Source organism: Bacillus sp. OTU2372, assembly GCF_038440275.1.
Taxonomy (GTDB): domain Bacteria; phylum Bacillota; class Bacilli; order Bacillales; family Cytobacillaceae; genus Neobacillus; species Neobacillus bataviensis_B.
This window is the reverse complement of the sequence record NZ_JASATK010000001.1, coordinates 1,035,367-1,056,753: the sequence shown is the minus strand read 5'-3', so window position 1 is coordinate 1,056,753 and position 21,387 is coordinate 1,035,367. Positions and strand designations below refer to the sequence as shown.

At 37.0% G+C, this 21,387-nt stretch carries 18 protein-coding genes; 1 reads left to right on the top strand and 17 read right to left on the bottom strand.

Annotated elements, in window-relative coordinates; translation table 11 throughout:
* Nucleotides 1–193 precede the first annotated feature (193 nt).
* The 11 genes from AAHB15_RS04945 to AAHB15_RS04895 form a co-directional block, all read right to left on the bottom strand.
* The gene (locus AAHB15_RS04945) at nt 194–526 is read right to left on the bottom strand and encodes a cupin domain-containing protein (RefSeq protein WP_335575048.1); all 333 of its coding nucleotides are present in this window, start codon (nt 524–526) and stop codon (nt 194–196) included.
* Nucleotides 527–673: 147 nt separating this feature from the next.
* A complete protein-coding gene (locus tag AAHB15_RS04940; protein ID WP_342041869.1) occupies nt 674–1,834 on the bottom strand; it encodes an oligogalacturonate lyase family protein in 1,161 nt (386 codons plus the stop codon).
* A gap of 15 nt (nt 1,835–1,849) precedes the next feature.
* Nucleotides 1,850–2,815, bottom strand: a complete 966-nt coding sequence (locus tag AAHB15_RS04935; RefSeq protein ID WP_335575046.1) for a pectinesterase family protein — start codon at nt 2,813–2,815, stop codon at nt 1,850–1,852.
* A gap of 9 nt (nt 2,816–2,824) precedes the next feature.
* Complete coding sequence (locus tag AAHB15_RS04930; protein WP_342041868.1) at nt 2,825–3,733, bottom strand: dienelactone hydrolase family protein; 909 nt, start codon at nt 3,731–3,733, stop codon at nt 2,825–2,827.
* Between the two features lie 26 nt (nt 3,734–3,759).
* Nucleotides 3,760–5,328 carry a glycoside hydrolase family 43 protein gene (locus tag AAHB15_RS04925; protein ID WP_342041867.1) on the bottom strand — a complete coding sequence of 523 codons (1,569 nt, stop codon included), beginning with the start codon at nt 5,326–5,328 and terminating at the stop codon, nt 3,760–3,762.
* Nucleotides 5,321–5,746 carry a DUF4064 domain-containing protein gene (locus tag AAHB15_RS04920; protein WP_144562130.1) on the bottom strand — a complete coding sequence of 142 codons (426 nt, stop codon included), beginning with the start codon at nt 5,744–5,746 and terminating at the stop codon, nt 5,321–5,323. Before AAHB15_RS04920 ends, AAHB15_RS04925 begins: the two co-directional genes overlap by 8 nt.
* Before the next feature lie 19 nt (nt 5,747–5,765).
* Nucleotides 5,766–7,094, bottom strand: coding sequence for a glycoside hydrolase family 28 protein (locus tag AAHB15_RS04915; RefSeq protein WP_335575042.1), 1,329 nt, complete (start codon nt 7,092–7,094; stop codon nt 5,766–5,768).
* 3 nt (nt 7,095–7,097) lie between these two features.
* Nucleotides 7,098–8,222, bottom strand: coding sequence for a glycoside hydrolase family 88/105 protein (locus AAHB15_RS04910; RefSeq protein WP_335575041.1), 1,125 nt, complete (start codon nt 8,220–8,222; stop codon nt 7,098–7,100).
* A gap of 110 nt (nt 8,223–8,332) precedes the next feature.
* The gene (locus AAHB15_RS04905; RefSeq protein WP_335575040.1) at nt 8,333–9,844 is read right to left on the bottom strand and encodes an extracellular solute-binding protein; all 1,512 of its coding nucleotides are present in this window, start codon (nt 9,842–9,844) and stop codon (nt 8,333–8,335) included.
* Nucleotides 9,807–10,490, bottom strand: coding sequence for a YesL family protein (locus AAHB15_RS04900; RefSeq protein WP_335575039.1), 684 nt, complete (start codon nt 10,488–10,490; stop codon nt 9,807–9,809). Before AAHB15_RS04900 ends, AAHB15_RS04905 begins: the two co-directional genes overlap by 38 nt.
* A gap of 24 nt (nt 10,491–10,514) precedes the next feature.
* Nucleotides 10,515–11,372, bottom strand: a complete 858-nt coding sequence (locus AAHB15_RS04895) for an ABC transporter permease (RefSeq protein ID WP_420491220.1) — start codon at nt 11,370–11,372, stop codon at nt 10,515–10,517.
* Nucleotides 11,373–11,818: 446 nt separating this feature from the next.
* Between AAHB15_RS04895 and AAHB15_RS04890 the strand changes: the two genes are divergently transcribed.
* A complete protein-coding gene (locus AAHB15_RS04890) occupies nt 11,819–12,703 on the top strand; it encodes a carbohydrate ABC transporter permease (protein WP_335575037.1) in 885 nt (294 codons plus the stop codon).
* Between the two features lie 59 nt (nt 12,704–12,762).
* On the opposite strand, the gene AAHB15_RS04885 is transcribed toward AAHB15_RS04890, so the two are convergent.
* The 6 genes from AAHB15_RS04885 to AAHB15_RS04860 form a co-directional block, all read right to left on the bottom strand.
* Nucleotides 12,763–14,997 carry a helix-turn-helix transcriptional regulator gene (locus tag AAHB15_RS04885; protein ID WP_335575036.1) on the bottom strand — a complete coding sequence of 745 codons (2,235 nt, stop codon included), beginning with the start codon at nt 14,995–14,997 and terminating at the stop codon, nt 12,763–12,765.
* A 274-nt stretch (nt 14,998–15,271) separates the two neighbouring features.
* Nucleotides 15,272–16,030 carry an NAD-dependent epimerase/dehydratase family protein gene (locus tag AAHB15_RS04880; protein ID WP_342041866.1) on the bottom strand — a complete coding sequence of 253 codons (759 nt, stop codon included), beginning with the start codon at nt 16,028–16,030 and terminating at the stop codon, nt 15,272–15,274.
* Nucleotides 16,031–16,630: 600 nt separating this feature from the next.
* Nucleotides 16,631–17,233, bottom strand: a complete 603-nt coding sequence (locus AAHB15_RS04875) for an acyl-CoA dehydrogenase family protein (RefSeq protein WP_335575034.1) — start codon at nt 17,231–17,233, stop codon at nt 16,631–16,633.
* Between the two features lie 229 nt (nt 17,234–17,462).
* Nucleotides 17,463–18,194, bottom strand: coding sequence for a response regulator (locus AAHB15_RS04870; RefSeq protein WP_342041865.1), 732 nt, complete (start codon nt 18,192–18,194; stop codon nt 17,463–17,465).
* Nucleotides 18,157–19,782, bottom strand: a complete 1,626-nt coding sequence (locus tag AAHB15_RS04865) for a sensor histidine kinase (RefSeq protein WP_342041864.1) — start codon at nt 19,780–19,782, stop codon at nt 18,157–18,159. The genes AAHB15_RS04870 and AAHB15_RS04865 overlap by 38 nt, the downstream gene beginning before the upstream one ends.
* A 71-nt stretch (nt 19,783–19,853) precedes the next feature.
* Nucleotides 19,854–21,380: a tripartite tricarboxylate transporter permease gene (locus tag AAHB15_RS04860; RefSeq protein ID WP_335575031.1), complete on the bottom strand. Its 1,527-nt coding sequence runs from the start codon at nt 21,378–21,380 to the stop codon at nt 19,854–19,856.
* Between the last annotated feature and the right edge of the window lie 7 nt (nt 21,381–21,387).

Here is a 21,387-nt window from a genome sequence, read left to right as displayed (position 1 = left end):
TTTTACCATGAATTACTCCAACATATGCTTATTTTAACATTTTAAATTGGAATGGGCGTAACTAATAGAGCCCATAATTCCATTATGGGCTTAGATTGTTATTTTTTTAGTCCACCAATTGTCTAGTCATACTGGCTAAGATAAACACCCTACACTGTGCAGCTCGTTTTCGGAAAAATGGTAAACCTATTAATTAAATTTTCCGAAGAAAATCTTCTCGTTGTGGTGTAAAAATATCTAAAATAATGGATTCATTCTCAAAGGCCTTTACACCGTGTAATGTGTTAGATGGTATGTATATGCTGTCACCTTTTTCGACCCGCTCCGTTATTCCATCCAATGTGAAATCAAAGCTTCCTTGTACAATATAACTGATTTGTTCATGGTTATGGGAATGCATTTCCCCTATCGCATCCTTTTGAAATGTGACTTCAGTCATCATCATATTTCCGCCCCGGGCCAAAAGCTTTCGGCCTGCCCCTTTGTCTGCTGGTACGATCTCAACTGTAAGACCTTTTACTATCATAAATTAACCTCCAAATCTAAAGAGTAAGTAAACCTATGTTTTTAGGTAATTTTCGCAAATGTTCTTTCGTAAAGATGCCGTGCAGCTTCTAGTCATACAGGTTTATGAACACTAACCAAAAACACCAGTCTATGCAAAATAGCCAACCTAATTATGATCTGGTACGTTAACCAAATAAAGATTGGTGGTACCTTCTCTGTCTGAAGTGAACAGGATTTTTTTATTATCCCAGCTAAAAGTTGGATGACAGTGCGTCTGGTGTGTAGACCAGCTAGTATTGTGTGTGCAAAGCGTCTCAATAGAAGCTTCCCTGCCCGAAATGCCGATCAAGACGAGATCTTCTACTTCATCTCCAACAATCAAGTTACATTCCTTATCACTGTGATAGTGATTACAATAATAGGGTAAATCAATTGTTCGAAGGATTGTTCCCTCATGGTCTGCTAGTCCAATAAAAGGTACTTGATCTGTTGCATCTTCCTTGATTGTGGCCTGTGTTTTATCTACCGTAATTGTGCCATCGTGACCTTTACGGCGATTATCAAAAAAGATTTTTCCATCCGTTGTCCAGAATTCATGCCCGATACAGTCATCCTCCCCTTGCCTATAAATGGGCTGGACACTTCTGCTGGTTATATCAAGCAGCCAGATTCTCTGGTGAACAAGGTTCCATGGTCCTTCATGACAAAACATAGCTATTGTGCTATCAATTGGGGAAAACTGAAAATGACCGAGCCAGTGGGTATCTTCAAACACATCCATGACTTTTGAACCGTCCATGCCGACTAGGGTAATCCACCCCTTTTTTGTAGCATACATGGTTTCTTTAAATCCCTTATAATTTGCACCATAATGAATGGGAACTCGTTCGTTTCTCGCAAAACCGATAAATTTTTTATCCGGGGATATATGTGGTTGACCTAGACGGATATTTTCCTTCTCCTCATAAACAACCGTAATTTCCAATGTTCTCGTATTTAACTTTTTTATCACTTTACCCGTCCCATATACAACAATTTCGCTATCAGGTGTTTTTGTATGTTGTCCTGCGTTAATTCCTTCTTTTTCATCTGTCAATTGGATTATTCGCCCTGAATTTATATCCATTTTAAATAGATTATATTTTTTTGGTACTACTGAAGAGCGGTCCGAAAGAAAATAGATTTCCTGGTCACCAAGGGTGAAAGAATTATCGGTAAAATAAAAATGATAATTATTCGAGCCATCGGCTGTTAGCTGCCATACTGTATTACCTGTCTTCTTATCAACATATTTTTTAAACTCTGCGGGAAACTCTTTTCCAGTCAAAACATTTTCCTCCTTTTACATTATAGGCCAGCATTCATTAGCCCCAAATATATTTTCCAAGGTATATTCCTTTGCCTCTTCATCCGAAAGGACTTTTGCCCATGGTACTCGCTGTTCCATACACCCCCCTGGGCCACGGCTATTGTACTCAGCATAAAAAGCGGTCTTTTCAGCATGCTGTTTCTCCCAGTTATGCCAGCCCTCTTTCTTGATATGCTCACCCATCCAGCAGTTTAGGAACACGGTTTTAGCATAGTCTCGCCATGGCCGGCCCAAGTAAACGGTTTGCGGAGCCGCATGACTTGTTAATTTGCAATCGAAAAAGACATACCCGAACTTTTGATCAATCGGCGTCGAAGCGGCTGTTATATATCCGTTTACTTTCTTTGATAAATCTAAACTATGAATCTCACAGTTTTGAAAAACAGTTGTAGCAGAACCGAAAATAAAATCGACCTCCCCCTCTATATAACAGTCGCAGAAATAGCTTCTGCCTACCTTCTTCTCCATACCATCCCGAGGACCGCCAAAGCGGTTCCCCTCAAGCGGCTTTGGCGGTAGTGGAGCAGTAAATAGAGTGTCCTGGTTTCCAAAAAAAGAGCAGTTCTGAAATTGTATTTGGTCTGCATCAACATAAACAGCTACCGCTTGCCCGATAATCGATCCAGGTCCGGCACTATTTTCAAAGGTAATATTTTTTGCCAAAAAGCCATCTCCGGTAATAATAGTGCTATATGATCCAAAGGTCCCCATCTTTTCTCCGTTGCTCTGCAGCTTTCTGGCATAGTCGTCAAAGGTTATTTTTACATTATCTTTATGTGCTCCGAGCAGGGAAACAAACCGCTTATCAATGGTCAGTTTTTCTTTGTATACTCCATCCTTAATAAAAATATCTACTCGATTCTTATTATCTTCTGGGATTTGGTCTATTGCTTCTTGAATTGTTTTAAAGTGGCCGCTTCCATCTTGTGCGACTATCATAGTATCCCCCTATAAATAATTTTGTAAGAACGAGCAGACTTCCGCTCTCATCCCTGCTGTTTCTATATGGCCGCATTCATATCGGACCATCTTCCAATTTTCCGGTACACCGATTTTTTCGTATTCATCTTTTAATTCTTCGTCAATGATGCCAAGTCCCTCAAACGGTGTTAGTTTATCATCATTCCCAACGACACTAAGGTGATGACGCGGTACTATTAATCTTTGGATATCTGAGGTGCGAAAATATTTTAATAGGCTTGGAACGTAAGAGTAAAAACCATGATGATCTAGACCACGATTGGCAACTAATGTTTCTGCATCCACTTGGGCTGCAATATCAACACATACTTTTACTCTTTCATCAAGAGCGGAAAGCCACCATGCCATTAATCCACCCATTGACATTCCGAGGGCAGCGATCCTTGATGAATCTACATCGTCTCTAGTCATTACATAATCTAAAGCACGGATGTTATCATATATCATCCTGCCCCACATAACTTGGCCCTTCCACAGCAATTCTTTAAAAATTTCACTTTCGACTTTTCCTCTTCTTTCACCAAATCCAAGCATATCAAGGCATAATACACCAAATCCCATCGAGGTTAACTGAGTAGCATACGATGTTTTTTGAAGGTAGTCACTGCTTTGAATCAGTTCCGTTTTTCCTAATTGATAGTTTCCTCCATGAGAATGGTTGAATAACACAACCGGCATTTTCTCTGTTACGTTCTGCGGACGAGCAAAATAGGCAGGAATGTCCCCGCTTCCCTCAACCTCTAGTAAGAGTACTTCAAGGGTGTATACACCTTTATTCAATTCTTTTATTTTTTTAGCAATGACGGGTTGACTTCGCTCAGGCAAGTCTCCTAATAACGAATATAATTTTTCACGTTTGTTTGTTTTACATTCCATCAGTTCTCTCTCCTTAACGTCTCCCGTTATATCGTGTCAAATCCTTGATATTCAAAATAGTCAAAATCAGCATAAGAACCGGCTTTTCGATCCGTATCATGAATCCCAATTCCTACAAAATTACCCGTAAATCCTCCAGCAAGGAATAATACATCTTGAGGTTCCCCAATTTGTTGCCAAACAGTTTTTCCATCCATACGATAATAAAAATTTGCAGCAGGTCCGTCTACCACAACCTGCAACTCTACTTCACCAGCATCTATTGGAAATATTAAAGGGGATAAATCAAATTCCCCGTCTTTACATTTCATTAGTCTAATCACACGTCCCATTTTCTCATCATATGTCAAGTAAGCATAAAGATAATTACTATCATTTAAATACAACATTAATCCCGCCATCTGATTAAAAGTTGTAGGGTTATAGTCAATTTTCGTGACTGTTCTAAACCGGAAATCTTTTTGACGGATAGCCAGGACATGATGGTCAAACAAAGATTGAATGGAATCACCTGAGTATAAACGCAGATATCCATGACGACTTATTAAATCGCACCAAGAGTCATTGGCTAAAATGCGTAACGTATTCCACTCCTTTTCTAGCACTTGATTAAAATTATCTCTAAAGTTAGTATTTTTTCTTTGTACGACTGGTTCTGCAGTTACGATTTCTGTTTCAACCAGCGGACCGTTCCCGCCGTCCGCTAATCGCAGCCAGCCATCTTCTGTCCAGTGGACTTCTTGAATTGCGGTTTCACGACCTAAAATGGCTGCTTTTCCAAGTAATGGACGTGTACATAAATAAACCATATACCAGTTGCCCAAGGGGGTTGGGACAATACTGCCGTGACCCGAACATTGCAATGGGGAGTCTGGTTTATCACTGGCTGTTAAGATGGGATACTCTGGGTCCAATTCATATGGACCCGTAATTTTTTTTGCACGACAAACTGTAACCGCATGACCTTTCCCCGTTCCACCCTCAGCAGTGAGTAAATAATAATAATCACCATGACGGTAAATATGTGGAGCCTCCGTTTTAGCTAGTTCAGTACCGTCAAAAATTTTATAAATAGGTCCAATGAGAATTTGGTTTTTGGCATCATATTCCTGCATGACTATTCCAGCAGATTTATTACCTGTCGTCATACGATAATCCCATATTTCGTTAAGCAGCCACTTTTGTCCATCTGTATCATGAAACAGTGACGGATCAAAACCACTACTATTTAAATAAACTGGCTCTGACCAAGGACCATAGATACTTGGGGCTGTAATTAAATAATTATGGCTGTCTTTAAAGGGCCGTTTTGTGCTTTTAACATCTGTATAGATAAGATAAAATAATCCATCTGAAAAACTTAATTGTGGCGCCCAAATACTGCCATTTTGTGGATTGCCTCGTAAATCTACTTGATTCGTTAGAATATCCGTTTCATGTTCCCAATTGACAAGATCTTTTGATTGGTAAATTCGTACTCCCGGCAGCCATTCGAAAGAAGAAACGGCAATATAAAAAGTATCATCAACCCTTAAAATATTAGGATCCGGGTTAAATCCTGGCAAAATAGGATTAACTATTCTGGTTCTAAACATTGTCTACTCCCTCATATTCTATTTTTTTTCTGAATAAACAGAATCCTGCCGCTAAAAAGAATAGGAATGCTAGCGGAAATGCCAACAATTGGGTACCAATTAGGGTAGCTAAACCTGCTAGTGTATAGAACAAAGCTGCCTTTTTTGGAAATCTATTTCTCCAAATATAAAGCACAGCAGTAACAACTAGAAAAAGTACAATTAACAGGGTAACTCCGAACCAAATAGCTAGCACGTTCACTGCTTCAAAACTCTCCGATACGTACTCTTTGGAAACACTTTCCTGAAGAATCGGAAAAACTGTTTTCTCAAAAATACTTTCTTCCATAGAAGTAATCGTCAATGAAAACCCGCCCAAAAAGAGTAAGCAAAGGACAGCACCAGCTATTCCAATCATGACTTCCCATTTCCGCTTCATTTTCCTTGTTCCTTTCCTATTAGTTTACTTCCTTTATAAGTACTTCTTCTGCTTTTGTATTCCTGGACTTGCAGTGCGTAACCTCTATTTTCTCACAATGTTCAATATAAAAAGCAGGCCCTTCATGGTTCTCAATGGTTATTCGGTTAAATAGAATGTCTTTGGTAAATCCCACGTAAAAACCTTTATTATTCATTTCTTCTATCCCGGCCATCATGGCTGGTTTCCCGGGTTTAGCATTGACCGCCATTGAAATATCAATGTTATTAAACGTAATCTCAGAAACAAATTGTTCTGCTAAGCCATAGATAAAACCTGCTGAGGCGCGAACATTCCGAGCCGTAATGTTAGCAAAATGGATTCTTCTAAACATTGGTGTTTCATCTGTAACTGGGTAGGGGTTTTTATCCCAAACATACTTATCCTTGCCGCGAGGTCCGCAGAAGTAATACAAATTTAAAATAAACGGACAAATTACCCGGTCCATAACAATATTGTCAATCCGAATATCCTCTATTTTCCCTCCACGGCCTCGTCGAGATTTCATCCGGATTCCACGATCTGTGTCTTGGAAAATACAGTTACTTATAGTCACATTACGGATATCGCCACTCATTTCACTGCCAAGTACCACTGCTCCATGACCATGAACCATCGTACAGTTAGTAATCGTAACGTTTTCACAAGGTACTCGTTCAAAGGTATCTTCCGTTCCAGATTTAATAGCGATACAGTCATCTCCAACATCAATATGGCAATTACTGATTCTCACATTTTTACAAGATTCAGGATTAATCCCATCAGTATTAGGAGAATCTGAAGGATTGATTATAGTAACATTGTCAACGGTTATATTGGAACAACGAATCGGATTCACAGTCCAGCTTGGTGAATTTACTAAAGTCACATCCTTTATGGTAACATGCTGACACTCATCAAAACTTATCAATTTAGGACGTGGGTAAGCCAATAGATCTCGACGATTCTCGAAGATATTCCACCAATACTTCCCATTACCATCCATTCTCCCAAACCCAGTTATTGTAATATTTTTTGCATCTTCTGCATAAATACATGAAGCATATACTTCACGTAAAACCCCTTCCCATCGAGAAGTTACAACGGGATAATCTTCTTGGTGATTAGAAAATGTTAATGTGGATCCAGTAGACAAATGTAATTCAATATTATCCTTTAAAAATAACGCCCCCGTTAAAAATTCTCCTGCAGGAATGACTATCTGTCCGCCGCCATTTCTAAAAGCTTCATCAATTGCCTTTTGGATAGAAACGGTACATAAGCTGCCATCGTTAGTAGCACCAAAATCAGTAATATAATAGGTTGTCATTTTCTACTCGACACCCATCACTTCTTCAAATTCAGTTAAAGCTTGTAAAAATGCTCCTACACCTTTTTGATCATTACAGATAATCGGTTCACTAATGTAATAAGTATATGTGCCATCACGATTGTCATCTCCACCTAATCCGGCAACCTGACAAGTCTTATTTAAATTCACCCAGCCTTCATTCGTCAGCAAAACAAATTCGTCTAATAATCCTTGATACGATTTGATTAATTGTGCTTCCCATTCTTTCCTATCTAGAACTCCTAGACGAATACCTCTTGCTATTGCACATACATACATGCTGCTGCACGAGGCCTCTAAGTAATTTCCTTTTTCATGTATCTTATCTGTAACTTGATACCAAACTCCACTTTCTGCATCTTGATAGTTTACTAGGGACTTTAATGTTTTATCTAAAATGTCTACAAGAAAGTTACGGTCTGGTGTATTCTTAGGAAGAATTTCTAATGTATCCACTAGAGCTAACAAATACCAACCCATAGATCGTCCCCAGAAATTCTCTGACAAACCTGTTTCCTTACTTGCCCATGGCTGTACTTTTTTCTCATCCCAAGCGTGGTATAATAGGCCCGTGTTATAATCTATTAAATGCTGATAACTTACCTTAAACTGATGGATAATATCCTCTAAGTTTTCTCCATTGGCAAATGTTAATTGATACTCTGCATAAAAAGGGGTACCCATATACAACCCATCTAACCAAACTTGGTATGGATAAATTCGTTTATGCCAAAATGCTCCTTCAGATGTTCTAGGATGTTGCTCTAACTGTGAGCGTAATAAATCAGCAGCTTTTTTATACTTTTCCTCCCCTGTTTCTTTGTAAAGGACAAATAACATTTTTCCATTGTTTATATGATCAATATTAAATTCTTCTAATTCATACCCTTTTATCTCCCCATTTTCTTGGATAAAATAATCCATATTGTCCTTAATATATTGCAAATACTTCTGTTCTCCCGTTTGCTGCCATACTCTTTCAAAACCTTTTAGAACCACCCCGTAATCATAAGACCACTTTCCATTGTATCCTTTGTCATTAAATAAATATGGAAGCCTTTCCATAATTGAGTTTGCTGTTTTTACAGACCAATTCATTTTTGTCATTTTATTATTCTCCTTTTCTACCAATTTACGGTTTCAGAATATTTTCTAGATTCTCAATAGAATGGAGGCCTTCTACCGAATAAAACTCAATAGAAAAACCTCCTGTGTTGTTACTTTGCAGCTTTGTATGCCTTTTTATATTCTTCTTTTATCGTTTTTCCACCTTGCTCATTCCAATTTTTAACCGCTTTCTTAAAGTCCTCAAGTTTGATTTCACCTAATATATATTGATAAGTAGCATCGGTAATAATCTTTTGTAATTCGGAACCCTGTGTCGTATAGGTTGTGGATTCTAATGGAACAGCTGGGTTAAATACCGCATGCTTGGCGTTTTCAGCAATCAACTCATCTCCTTGTGCCTTAAGTGGATCCGGGTCTTTTAAATGAAACCCAGATTCCTTCGGACGTGAAGCGGCAAAAGGCTGGACTTCTTGCTGCCATAAATCTTGGTTAATAATTTCATAGGCACCATCGCCAGTAATTTTGTAGTGTGTACCCTCCATACCATATGTCATTAATTTATATACTTCTGGATCTAATAAATCATTTACAAATTTTAGAATTCGTTTTAATTCTTTTTCATCTTTTACCTCTGAACGAGGAAATGCTAATAAACCGCCAACACCATTTCCATCAGACCAAATCGATTGCTTAGAATTAGAAGCAGACGTAACATTATTTACTAATGCTAATTCCATATTATCTTGGATACCATTAGCCATTGATTTTAGATTTTTCCCGTCAAATAATGCTCCAATATAAATACCTGCTTTACCTTGTGAAAAGTTTTGCTGTTGATCGGTTTTGGCTGTTACAGCAAAGTCTTTGTTAATGAACCCTTTATTATATAACTCTTTCATGTAATCCATTGTCTCAATATACCCATCCGTTTCAAACTCGGCTACGAAATTCCCCTTGCTATCTACTTTCCATACATTGGGTGTACCGAAGTAAGAACTTAAAGTTTTGAACGCACCATATTTTAAATCACTCCGATCCATAAACCCTGTTGTATCCTTTTTCCCATTTCCATCTGGATCCTTTTCCGTAAATGCCTTTGCCACTTCCATTAATTCCTCCGTGGTTTTAGGAAGAGACAATCCTAATTTATCTAACCAATCTTTACGAATAACGATTCCATTTCGAGCTAAATCCTTTTGAAATGGTACTCCATACAGTTTACCTTCGATAGAAGCTGAAGTACGTATGTCTTTTGGAATAGCTTTTAAGTTAGGAAATTCATCTAAATAATCTTCCACATTCCAGAACATCCCTGATTTCAATGCATTACGGACTGAGGAATTATCTAAGAGTGTTAACGTAACAATATCTGCTAATGAATCGGAAGCTAAAGCAGTATTTATACGTTCTTCTTTTGAAGCATCTGGAATCCACGAGAATTTAATTTCTGTATTGGTTTTTTTCTCAATTTGATTTAATACAGTATCCGTCGGCGGGGATGCTGTATGCAAAATGTTTAACCAAGAAATCTCCGCTTTACTTTTATTGTCTTTCTTTTCGGAAGAAGATTCTTTACTAGATGTTGTACCGCTGCAACCGGCCAATAAAAGCATGCTTGCCATACTAACACTGGCTAACTTTGATACCATTTGTTTTTTCATCCTTATTCCCCTTTTCTATTTGATAAAAAATTTTATTTTCTACGTCCTTAGCATTTTGCATTTCCATTCTTGTAAAGACTTGATTAGCTGTCCAAGTAATCAGGTAGCATAGGAAACTTATACCAAGAAAGGTTAGAATACCTGGAAAAAATTTTGTTATGAACCAATAAAGAACACTTGAAACTAAAATTAAGACCAATGAATATTGTAAACAGGAAAAACCGAATAAGAAAGACATCTTGATTTTAAAGAAGATTCCTTTCCAATTATAATGAGCCATAATCGGAAAGATAAAGATAAGTGATATCAAATAAATGAAGCTAATCATAAACAAAGCGACTCTCATGTACCAATTGGTTATATGCAATAAATCAACGACCAAAACAAACCCGGACATCATATAGATCCAACTAATCATGACAGTTTCTCTAAAACACTCCTTGTAATACTTCCAATACGTATGAAAGACAGAAACGCTATTTCCCCGAATCCATTGCCTGCAAATACTCACTAAGGCGTATGTAGAGGGGCCGATACCGAACACGACTAATCCTAACAAGGTAAAGAGAAACCACAAAAGGTTTACGTATACCAAATTTAGGAAACTAGTAAAAATGTGATTTACCTTTTCCACTGATTTCAGCATCGTCATCCCCTCTTTCTTGTCTTCCTAATAAACGCCATCTTCACCCATTTTTTTCGCTAATTTGTTGGAAATGATTACTAAAGTCAATCCAACGATCCCTTTAAACAATCCTACTGCAGTACTAAAACTTAACTGCCCATTCTTTAATCCTGCAGTATAAATATAGGTATCAAATATTTCTGCAACGCTGCGATTAAGAGAATTAAGTAAAAGATACATATGCTCAAAACCTAAATCCAAGGTGCTTCCAATTTTCAAGATTAATAATGTGATAATAACCGGACGAATGGCTGGTAGTGTAACATGCCAAGTTTTTCGAAGGCGACCAGCACCGTCCATTTCTGCAGCTTCATATAATTGTGTATCCACTGCTGTAATAGCAGCCAAATAAATGATGGTTGACCAGCCTAATTCTTTCCAAATTATTTGGCTGATGTAAACGGTCCTTGTCCAGTCAGGTGAAGTTAAAAAGCTTATTTTATGAAAACCAATCGAGGCTAAAAACTCATTAATAATACCCCCATCGACATTCATAAAGATATAAGTGATAGAAACAATAATCACCCAGGACATAAAGTGAGGAATATAAATAAGGGTTTGAATTCCAGATTTAAAATATTTATTCTTCACCTCATTAAGCATTAGCGACAATATAATTGGTAACGGGAAGAAAATTACAATATTTAAAGCAAATAAAATTAACGTATTGTTCAATAATATAAAGAAAGTTGGTTCAGTAAATAATCGGACAAAATGTTTGAAACCAACCCATGGACTGCCTAAGATTCCTAAATAAGGCTGATAATCTTGAAAGGCAATAACCAGTCCTGCCATAGGTAAGTACTTAAAGATAATAAAATAAAGTACACCTGGAAAAATCATAAGGTATAAGAGTTTATTCTTTTTTATACCTGCCAAGATTTTTTGTCTTTTTTTGATCCTTTGTTGCTTTGTAGTTAAGATAGGCAAGGTATGATCAGTTTGTTGAACGGCACCTTCCATTTTTCTCCTCCTTTGAATTGAAATTGATTTCCTTTCTTGCTCTAAGCATACTTAATAGAGAAAATTACGTACATAATCATTTTATGATTACGCTTTCAAAACAGCTTGTCATAAGGGTTTTTAAGATAGAATCCGTCATAATGATTATTATTTTCCTCTGTTGATTATGAGGATGGTTTCTCTTATCCGCATAGATTGTAAGAGTTTTTTTGTGGATTTTTTAATGATGGGATACTGATTATATACGTAATTTTAATCGGATGATAAGGTATGTGTATCTTCATAAAGGTAAATAGTTTCATATTCTAATTTCGAGGGGGATCTAAATGAAGAACAGGAATGCGCATAAACTAAAAAAAGGAGGACGAATCTTTCCCATAGTTAATGGTACCATTTTAATCGTTGTAGCCCTTGTTTGTTTTTTACCATTTGTCAATGTTATATCCAGTTCTTTTGCATCCACACAAGAGGTAGTTGCTAGAAGGTTTATATTATTTCCACATTCATTTTCTCTGGATGCTTATCGCTATATTTTATCTACACCGACGCTCTTTAAGTCCCTAGCAGTTTCTGTAGGAGTAACCGGTATAGGAACGCTGGTAAGTATGGTTCTTACTTCTTTAATGGCATACGGTTTATCTCGAAAGTATCTATTCGGCAGAAACTTCTTCAATTTTATTGTTGTTTTTTCGATACTGTTCAGTGGTGGGATGATTCCTACATTTTTAGTAGTTAAAAGTGTTGGATTAATTGATTCTTATTGGTCATTAATCTTGCCGGTGGCGATTAACGCTTTTAACTTAATTATTATGAGAAACTTCTTCCAAGCCTTACCTGATAGTTTAGAAGAATCTGCAAAAATGGATGGATGCACAGATTTTGGTGTTTTCTTTAAAATCATGCTGCCACTAGCAATGCCATCTATAGCAACGATTGCATTGTTCTATGCCGTAACATACTGGAATACGTATATGACAGCCATCCTATATATTAATGATTCCACTAAATGGCCTATCCAGGTTTTATTACGGCAAATTGTCATCGTATCGAGCGGTATGCAAGCTGAGGGATCATCTGTGGATGTAGTACCGCCTGCCCAAACAATCAAGATGGCTGTTATCGTAATCGCAACCGTTCCAATGCTAATTGCATATCCATTTGTTCAAAAATACTTTGTCAAGGGTGCACTGGTTGGATCAGTAAAAGGATAAAAATCCCCAAATAAAAAGGCTTCTACTGCAGTAGAAGCCTTTTTATTTGAGGATTAGTTCTAATGCTTGTACACTTTCCGATAATCTCCTGGAGTCTTTCCTAATTTCTTTTTAAAGAAGCGAATAAAATTTTGAGGATTCCGATATTGCAATCGTTCAGCAATCTCTTTTATAGCCATATTGGTTTCTTTCAACCACGTCTGTGCCATGTGTAGGCGATAATTCATTAAATAATCCACAAAATTTTCACCATATTCTTTTTTAAATACATTACTTAAATAATTAGGGTTGTAATGCAGACGATCCGCAATAATATCCAGGGAAATCTCCTGATCAAATTCAGTTTGGACAATATATAATATCTTTTCTGATAAGGATTTAAATCCTCGTTCTGTTTTGTCATGAGTACTAATAATTACTGGTTTAATTAAATCATCAATTAACATTTCTTTAATCTTCTCTGGATAATAGGCATTCATGGCAGTTTGATATAATTTCTTTATGTTTTCAAATATTCTTGATTCAGCGCCTAATAGTTGACCTAATTGTACAAGCTCATTTATCACACGAACTAAAGTAACCCCTAAGCTAATAGGATTTTTATTCAGGCGAAAGATTTCTTCGACTAGATCATCAACCAAGCGAAAAACATCTTCCTCTTCACCAGAACGAATGGCATTCATTAGCTCGTTCTGTAATTCAACAGGAAATTTCGAAATAGTAGCATCATTTAACATGGATGCGATATCTTTATAGAAAATAATCGATGCTGAGCCCACATTTACTCGATAATGAAGTGACTCTTTTGCTAAATCTACTGCCTTTTTACTATCTATTAAAGATTGATAGACAGGGCTAATTCCCACGCTAATGATAATATTAAGAGATTTCTTCACCTCTATTTGGATTTCTTCATAATATTTCATAATGCGACGCTCAGCTTCTTGATTATTATTTTCTAAGATAAAAATTGTTGCTTGTATTTCATCATTTAATACAATTGGAATTAAGCGTTCATCTTTAGGAACTATTTCTTCCACTACATTATTAATAGCCAATAAAAAAAGATCTTTATCAACAACTTGTTGATCATCAATACTATCAATTTGGATCAGACCTGTATAAAATACCTTATCCTCTGCAAAATCATAACCAAATTGCTCTAAACGATGAATGACATCATTTTCGCTTATTCGTTTCCTAAATATACTTAAGACAAATAAGGTCTCTAGCTGAGGTTTCTGCATGGATAGACTAGCTGTCAAAAGTTCATTTCGTCCAACTATTTCATCGACAGAGTCAGCCAAAAGGGAAAGTTCATTTTGTTTATTATTAACTTCTGGCATAGCCAGCTTTTCTTGGATTTTCTTTATCGGACGTGAGAATGATTCGGCCAACAAATATGAAATAATCCCAACCAATAAAATTAACAGGACTGATGCTATTAAGAGACCTACTCTTGTATTATAAATAATACTGCCAATCTCACTTTCATTTATTTCTACTAAATAAAGCCAATGGTTATATTCGGACTGCAAAATCACATACTTTTTACCATCTCTCGTTTTATAAACAGTAGCATTTTGCCTGCTTTCCTTAGCGGCCTTTCTTAATTCCTGATAATTGTGATTAGTAAGTTCATTATCTGTCATCTTGCTAGAATAAAGCAATTTATCTTGTCTGTTATAAATTTGGACTAAATGATTATTATCACTAACAATCTGATCAATACTTCTCCTAGGAATAGTGGATATTCCCAAAGCAAATTTTTCTCTTTGATAAATAGGTAACGTCATTACCATTTGTATACCATTTTCATCAGGTTTCCAAAAAAGGCTTCTTCTATTGTCTGTAATATAGGTATTTTTGTAATCTGCAACTTCTTCCGAGGTTAGCACTTTCAAAGAATCATGAACAATTCCCCATTTCTGCGCCAAGCTAATTAGACTATAGTGACTTCCTTCTATCCCCATCATTTCTATGTAACTCAATTCTTTTTTGATATCTCGATATATATCAAAATCTTTTTCTGACAAAGGTTTTTTAAAGACAGCTTCAAAATTGGCAGTAGAACTGTAGGTAGTATATCCATACTCTATTGTTCTTACCTTCTGTTCAACGTTTTGTAGGATTTGTTTTGTATAATTTTTCTTATCCTTTAGGAAGTTTTTCTCTACCGAATCATAAGTAGAGTTATAGATAAATATGCTAAATCCTGTAACAAGCCCTATCCCTAATAAGAAAAACGGGATAAATAACTTGTAAAACACTCTGGTTTTTCTCAAAAGGTTCACTCCTTAGTTGACTTGTTTTCCACAATGCCAAAAGCGTAAGCGCTATCAAAAAACATTAAAAATTGATTCTGTTTGAAATAGGAGATATTCAATTTCTCAATCTAAGTATTTCTAAAAAAATGATTGTTTTCTACCTTAATAATAGTAATAATTAAATATTACCATATTTTACTTGAGTTTTGGAACCCTTCTTTTTCACGTGTGCATTAAACTAGAAGTACTGTGGGTTCCCGCTATTTAGCGGGAACCCACACTATTCTTCTTAATTACTCATCTATATATCATTTAATACATCCATCGCATTTACTCTGGAAACAAAACCTAATTCTTTCCAAGCATTTTCAGTTGACCATGGTTTTCCGGGATTGTCTGAGACACCGTAATATGTACCAAACTTTACTGTGGATTGAAGAGCCAAATCAAACAATTGGACAGTATCCTCATGTGATAATAACGTACGATGCAGTCGAGGGTCCTTTTTCACATTAATTTGCTCTCTGTTATGAACACTTCCAATCCGTAAGTTTATGACAGAGTTTGGGCAATCAGGCTCATGTGCTATGATATGACCAATATTCTCCGAAGCAAGTTTTAGAACTCCATATAATCCTCGAGAAAACGGATAATCATCTATGGTAATCTCTCTTCCTAATGCTGAAACCCCGTTACGTTCATAATAATCGGTCGTATGGTTACTGCTGGCAAATACTACTTTTGGAATCCCTAACGTTTTGGCAGCATGTAATATATAAAATGAAGAAATAAAATGAATGTTTATCATTTTATGAAATTGATCTATATCCTCAAAATCTTTTTCTGTTTTGATTGTAAGTAAATTAATGATAGAAGTTGAGTCTTTTGGGATACTCTTTAGTAACATCTGATAGTCTGTCGCATCCACCTGTAGAAAATGGTCTGACTCCACTGGGACATTTTTATCAAGGATAAAGATATCATATTTTTCCCCAAGTCCTTCTCTTAATATGGTTCCAATTGTTCCTGATCCGCCGATAATAGTCACCTTTTTTTTCATATCTTCCTCCATTTTACTCAAAGGTTCAAGTTTTGATATTTACTAACATGACCTTTATTTTTAAAATAATACCACCATTTTTCCACTAGAATTCATGTAAAAGAGCAAAAGAGCAAGCACCTTGGCCAGCCCCGACAAGCATAAGACGGGCCGCCAAAAGGTTGCCTTTTAACCTTTTGGTTGAATTGGCTGTAGACCATCGAGGGGCTAGGAGCTGGAGCTGGCCGTTTCTAAACCTGTAAAAAGTTATCCACAAGTATTAAATCTATAATTTCCCAAACCAACAAAAAAGTTCATTCCGTTATCAGAATGAACTTCCATTTTTTTAAATAGGTTGAGTTTTTTATTGTAGATGGAACCACCTTATTTTCTAAAACACCTAAATTAATCTTCCCATTTCGGTGACCTAATCTAATTTTGTCCATATGTTTTACTCATGTGGACAAATATCTTGAGCAATATAGCTGGAACTGTCCTCATAAGGTGTCCATGCGGACATCATCTTCTGTCATATAGCTTTTCCTGTCCTCATGGAGCTTTCATACGGACAAAACTTCCAATCTCAAGACCAATCCTGTCAGCATGACCCCATCTACCTTCTTATAGTCTCTCCCAAATAGAAGCGATTCTGCGTTTGACTAGCACTATATTTTCTGAGCTGCTCATAATTAGTAGGCTTGCAATTCGTGAAAAAATACCCTCATCACCAAAATGGTTGATCATATTTAATGCTGTTAATGCGAGTTTCTGGGAAGCCTCATGTGTATAAACCCTCGTACAATCAAGCTTCTGCCGATTTTTCTCTTCACCTGTATTCAATATAGATTTTTCCGTCCGTAAAACCGCACTTTCAATTCCATAAATACCAATGACCAAAGCGGCCAAGAAAGCGGCAATTTCTTGTTCTTTATTAAGATCACTAAGGAAATTCTTTTTAATTGATTCAATTGCTGCATGGAATAATTTTTTCATTAGTTGAAGAACCTGCTTCTCACGTTGAAGCAAACCAATTTCCAATTCTTCCTCTTCACTTGGTTCGACATGGTTTTTTAACAAGGTTGTGGCTATAAGGATTCTATTAATCTCATTCGTCCCCTCAAAGATACGATTAATTCTAGAATCACGATAAAGTGTTTCAATTTCATATTCGGCCATGTATCCATAACCGCCGTGAATTTGAACAGCTTCATACGATTTGATCAAGGAATTCTGTCGACATCACCTTGTTAATTGAACATTCAACAACATAACAGAAAATGGAAAAAATACATACATAGTACACTAAAAGGCAGTTTGAAATTCCTTAAAAATGTGGAATAACTTAAGTATCTATAGGTCACTTTGTTTGTAAGCTTGGCTAAAAACAAAAAATCCAGACTCTAGGATTACTCCTTGAATCTGGATTTAACCAAAAACAATTAATCTATAATAGTTATTCTGCTAGCTTTTTAATCATATTATCTACTAGAATATAAACCCGTTCCGGCCTCCCAACTGTGCCATAAGACAGGTCCGCTTCTATATTTTCAATCGATACTAGATGTTCCAAATATCTTCTTGCGGTTGTACGACTAACACCTACCTCTTTGGCAACCGTTTCTGCTGTAAGTCCTGTTTTAACTTTCCCTAGGACTTCGATTACTTTTTCAAGGGTGAGAGGATCAATGCCCTTCGGAAGGTAAGCCCTTTCATTATTAGCACTGTCATTTTCCTTCCATAAGAGCTTGTCGACCTCCAGTTGTGATACCTGAGAATTTTCTTTGCTTAATTTTAAAAGCTCTTCATGATAATCTTTATATCTTTGTAAAGACTGTTTAAACCGATCAAAAATGACGGGTTTTATAATATAATCAAATACACCTAAACGAATCGCTGATTGGACCTTTTCAATCTCTTTGGCTGCAGTAATCATGATGACATCTATTTGTTTTGTGTGAAACTTTGTTTCTTTTAATAACTCTAACCCGTTCATATCAGGAAAATAGACATCAAGAAGAATTAAATCCGGCTGTAATATTTCGATTAAGGTTTTTGCCTCAACATAGCTCGCTGCAATGCCAACAGCTTGAAAGCCATCGATTAGGTCTAGAAATCGTTTCTGAATTTCTGCAATCCTCAAATCATCTTCAACTATTAATACTTCGATATCTCTGTTCCCCTTCATTTAACGACCCCCTGCTTTTTGGTATCGCCACTGTAAAAATCGTACCTTCCCCCATTGTTGAAGAAAAAGTTAGATAGCCGCCTAAGTCGTGGATTGCTTTTTGCGCCAAGCTTAGCCCAATACCGGAATTACTGCTTGTATTTTTAGTAGAAAAACCAGGCTTAAATATTTGGTCCTGAATCCGAGACTCCATTCCAACTCCATTATCTTCCACTTCAATAATCAGTTCTTTTCCAAGATCAGTTAAAAAAAGTGTAACTCTTTTTTCATCCTTTTGACACTCTCTAACTGCCTCAAAGGCATTGTTAACAAGATTACCAATAATCGTGACTAACATGTCTCTATTAATCTCAGCCGGAACATCTTTAAAACTGCTGCCTCGATCAATGGTAAGATTAATTTTCAGTTCACTTGCAAGGCTCACCTTTCCTAAGATAAAACCAGCAATAATCGGATCGGGTATCTCTTTCATTAAAAATTGAATGAAACCTTGTGCGACATCCACTTCTTTTGAAATAAAATCTATCGCTTCTTTATAAGACCCAAGCTGAATGAGGCCAAGCAGCGTATAAAGCCGGTTCGAGTATTCATGTGTTTGAGCCCGCAACCCCTCCGCATAGGCTTTAATATGTGATAATTCTTTGAGCAAATTAGCAAGCTCTGACTTATTCCGAAAGCTTGCGACCGCCCCAATTACATCTCTCTTCTTATTAAAAATTGGAATCCGGTTTGCCAAATAAACATCACCATTAATAATAATTTCTTGATCATACTCTGCCTTTCCTGATTTAACCACTTCATATAATTGTGTATTTTCAAGCACTGTCTCAATTCTTTTTCCTCGTAAAAGAACTTCATTCGGGACACCTAAAATAGAATGTGCCGTTTCATTTACAACTGTAATACGACTATCCGTATCTATGGCAATGATTCCTTCATGAATGGACTCAAGAATGGCATGTTTTTCCTGGTACATCCAAGCAATTTCTTTAGGTTCTAGTCCAAAAATGGCCCTTTTGATATTTAGCGAGATTAGTATCGCAGCAATAAGACTCCCTGCCAAAATGATTAGAGTAGCCACAAAAATTTTCTGCTGTAATTTCGAAACCTCTCTTTGAATGTCTGTTTGGAGATAACCAACGGAAACAACTCCGATTACTTTCCCCCCACTAAATATAGGAGCTTTTCCTCTTAAGGAAGGACCAAGTGTGCCCGTAGATTCTGAGATGACAGACTCTCCTTTAAACACCAGTCCATTATCACCGCCGACCATTTTTTGACCGATTCTGTCTGGATTTGGGTGGGAATAACGTATTTCGTTCCGGTTACCAACCACAATAAATTCGGCACCTACCTGCTTCCGAATGTTTTCGGCAATCGGTTGAATGTGTGCGGAAGGATTGTCTAAAGTAAATGCACCCTGGACATCCGGCATATTTGCGATGGTTTGCGCTACTGATAAGGCTTTAGTACCGATTTCATGCTTAAGATTGGATTCCATAATATGCTTAAACGTAAATTCAATAATTGTCCCCATAATAATAATTAAAATAGATATTCCAAGCATTAGTTTCGTATGTAAACGCATGCAAACACCTCTATTTCTATTATATAAAAAAAACTCCTTATTAAAAGGAGTTTTTAAACTATTTAAAAAATTCATCCTTCTACATTAATAACGACTTCCTTCCCCCGTTTTTTCATCATAAACGGAATGACTAGCCAAAGAGCGGTTATGAGCAGAAAGATAAGTGAGATCGGGCGAGTAAAAAAGACTCCATAATCACCATTTGAAATCGTTAAGGCTCTTCGTAAATTATTCTCAACCATTGGTCCTAAGACAAGTCCAAGTACCAGGGGGGCAATCGGGTAATCATTTTTACTAAGGAAGTATCCAAAAAGTCCACATCCCAATAGAAGCAATAGATCATTGGTTGAGACTTGAACGGCATAGACACCAAAAATAGAGACAGCAATAATCATCGGGATTAAATATTTCTTTGGTGTTTGGATAATTTTCGCAAACACTTTTACTAGCGGGAGATTGAGAATTAACAGCATGATGTTTCCGATAAACATACTGGCAATCAATCCCCAGGCTACCTGCGGATGGTCTTCAAATAATAATGGGCCTGGCTGGACATTATACATCATCAGTGCCCCCATTAATATAGCCGTTGTTCCCGAGCCAGGAATCCCTAATGTTAACAGGGGAATCATTGCACCGCCTGAGGCCGCGTTATTAGCCGATTCCGGTGCAGCTACCCCTGCAATAGCTCCCGTTCCAAATTTTGAAGGGTTTTTAGATATTCTTTTCTCAAGTAAGTAGGAAAAGAACGAAGCAAGAGTTGCCCCGGCACCTGGTAAAATACCAACGAAAAAACCTAAGATGGAACCACGGGCAATTGGACCTACAGATTCCTTAAATTCTTGTTTGGATGGAAGCAGATTGTTAATTCTAGCCATCTCACCATCTTCCTCATCCTTTTCCAAAATCGTTTTAAATACCTCGCCAAGTGCAAACAATCCAACGGCAACCGTTAAGAATTCAATTCCTTGAAAGAGCCATGGAATATCAAAAGTAAATCGTGCAATTCCAGAAACAGTGTCAATCCCAATTGTTCCTAATAATAAGCCGCATATGGTCATAATTAATGCCTTGGTAACTGATTTACCAGCTAGGCCGCTGACTGCGCCAAGGCCCAATAACATTAACGAAAAATATTCAGCAGGACCGAATTTAAGCGCGACGGTTGACAAGGGTTTCGCCAATCCAATCAAAGCGATTAGGGTAACGATACCTGCCACAAATGAACCAATCGCTGCAATCGATAAGGCACTTCCTGCTCTTCCTTTTTTGGCCATTTGATACCCATCCAGTGTAGTGACGACGGAGGAGGATTCCCCAGGAGTGTTTAATAGTATAGAAGTTGTTGAGCCGCCATACATCGCCCCGTAGTAAACACCAGCTAATAGAATAATAGCACTAGTAGCAGCCTGTTCCGGCGGGAGACCTCCTGTAATCGAGGCCGTAACGGGAATCAGCAGTGCCACACCGCTCATCGGTCCAATCCCTGGAAGCACCCCAACAGCTGTTCCAATTAAGACGCCAACAAAAGCAAATAAAATATTATACCAAACCAGTGCTGTACCAAATCCTTGCAATAAATAATCGAGTGTACTCATGTTTGGA

What these genes read in the sequence shown, in the direction of transcription:
- AAHB15_RS04945 (WP_335575048.1), bottom strand. Translation starts at nt 526, where the DNA reads ATGATAGTAAAAGGTCTTACAGTTGAGATCGTACCAGCAGACAAAGGG.
- AAHB15_RS04935 (WP_335575046.1), bottom strand. Translation starts at nt 2,815, where the DNA reads ATGATAGTCGCACAAGATGGAAGCGGCCACTTTAAAACAATTCAAGAA.
- AAHB15_RS04930 (WP_342041868.1), bottom strand. Translation starts at nt 3,733, where the DNA reads ATGGAATGTAAAACAAACAAACGTGAAAAATTATATTCGTTATTAGGA.
- AAHB15_RS04925 (WP_342041867.1), bottom strand. Translation starts at nt 5,328, where the DNA reads ATGTTTAGAACCAGAATAGTTAATCCTATTTTGCCAGGATTTAACCCG.
- AAHB15_RS04920 (WP_144562130.1), bottom strand. Translation starts at nt 5,746, where the DNA reads ATGAAGCGGAAATGGGAAGTCATGATTGGAATAGCTGGTGCTGTCCTT.
- AAHB15_RS04915 (WP_335575042.1), bottom strand. Translation starts at nt 7,094, where the DNA reads ATGACAACCTATTATATTACTGATTTTGGTGCTACTAACGATGGCAGC.
- AAHB15_RS04910 (WP_335575041.1), bottom strand. Translation starts at nt 8,222, where the DNA reads ATGACAAAAATGAATTGGTCTGTAAAAACAGCAAACTCAATTATGGAA.
- AAHB15_RS04905 (WP_335575040.1), bottom strand. Translation starts at nt 9,844, where the DNA reads ATGAAAAAACAAATGGTATCAAAGTTAGCCAGTGTTAGTATGGCAAGC.
- AAHB15_RS04900 (WP_335575039.1), bottom strand. Translation starts at nt 10,490, where the DNA reads ATGCTGAAATCAGTGGAAAAGGTAAATCACATTTTTACTAGTTTCCTA.
- AAHB15_RS04895 (WP_420491220.1), bottom strand. Translation starts at nt 11,372, where the DNA reads ATGATTTTTCCAGGTGTACTTTATTTTATTATCTTTAAGTACTTACCT.
- AAHB15_RS04890 (WP_335575037.1), top strand. Translation starts at nt 11,819, where the DNA reads ATGAAGAACAGGAATGCGCATAAACTAAAAAAAGGAGGACGAATCTTT.
- AAHB15_RS04880 (WP_342041866.1), bottom strand. Translation starts at nt 16,030, where the DNA reads ATGAAAAAAAAGGTGACTATTATCGGCGGATCAGGAACAATTGGAACC.
- AAHB15_RS04870 (WP_342041865.1), bottom strand. Translation starts at nt 18,194, where the DNA reads ATGAAGGGGAACAGAGATATCGAAGTATTAATAGTTGAAGATGATTTG.
- AAHB15_RS04865 (WP_342041864.1), bottom strand. Translation starts at nt 19,782, where the DNA reads ATGCGTTTACATACGAAACTAATGCTTGGAATATCTATTTTAATTATT.
- AAHB15_RS04860 (WP_335575031.1), bottom strand. Translation starts at nt 21,380, where the DNA reads ATGAGTACACTCGATTATTTATTGCAAGGATTTGGTACAGCACTGGTT.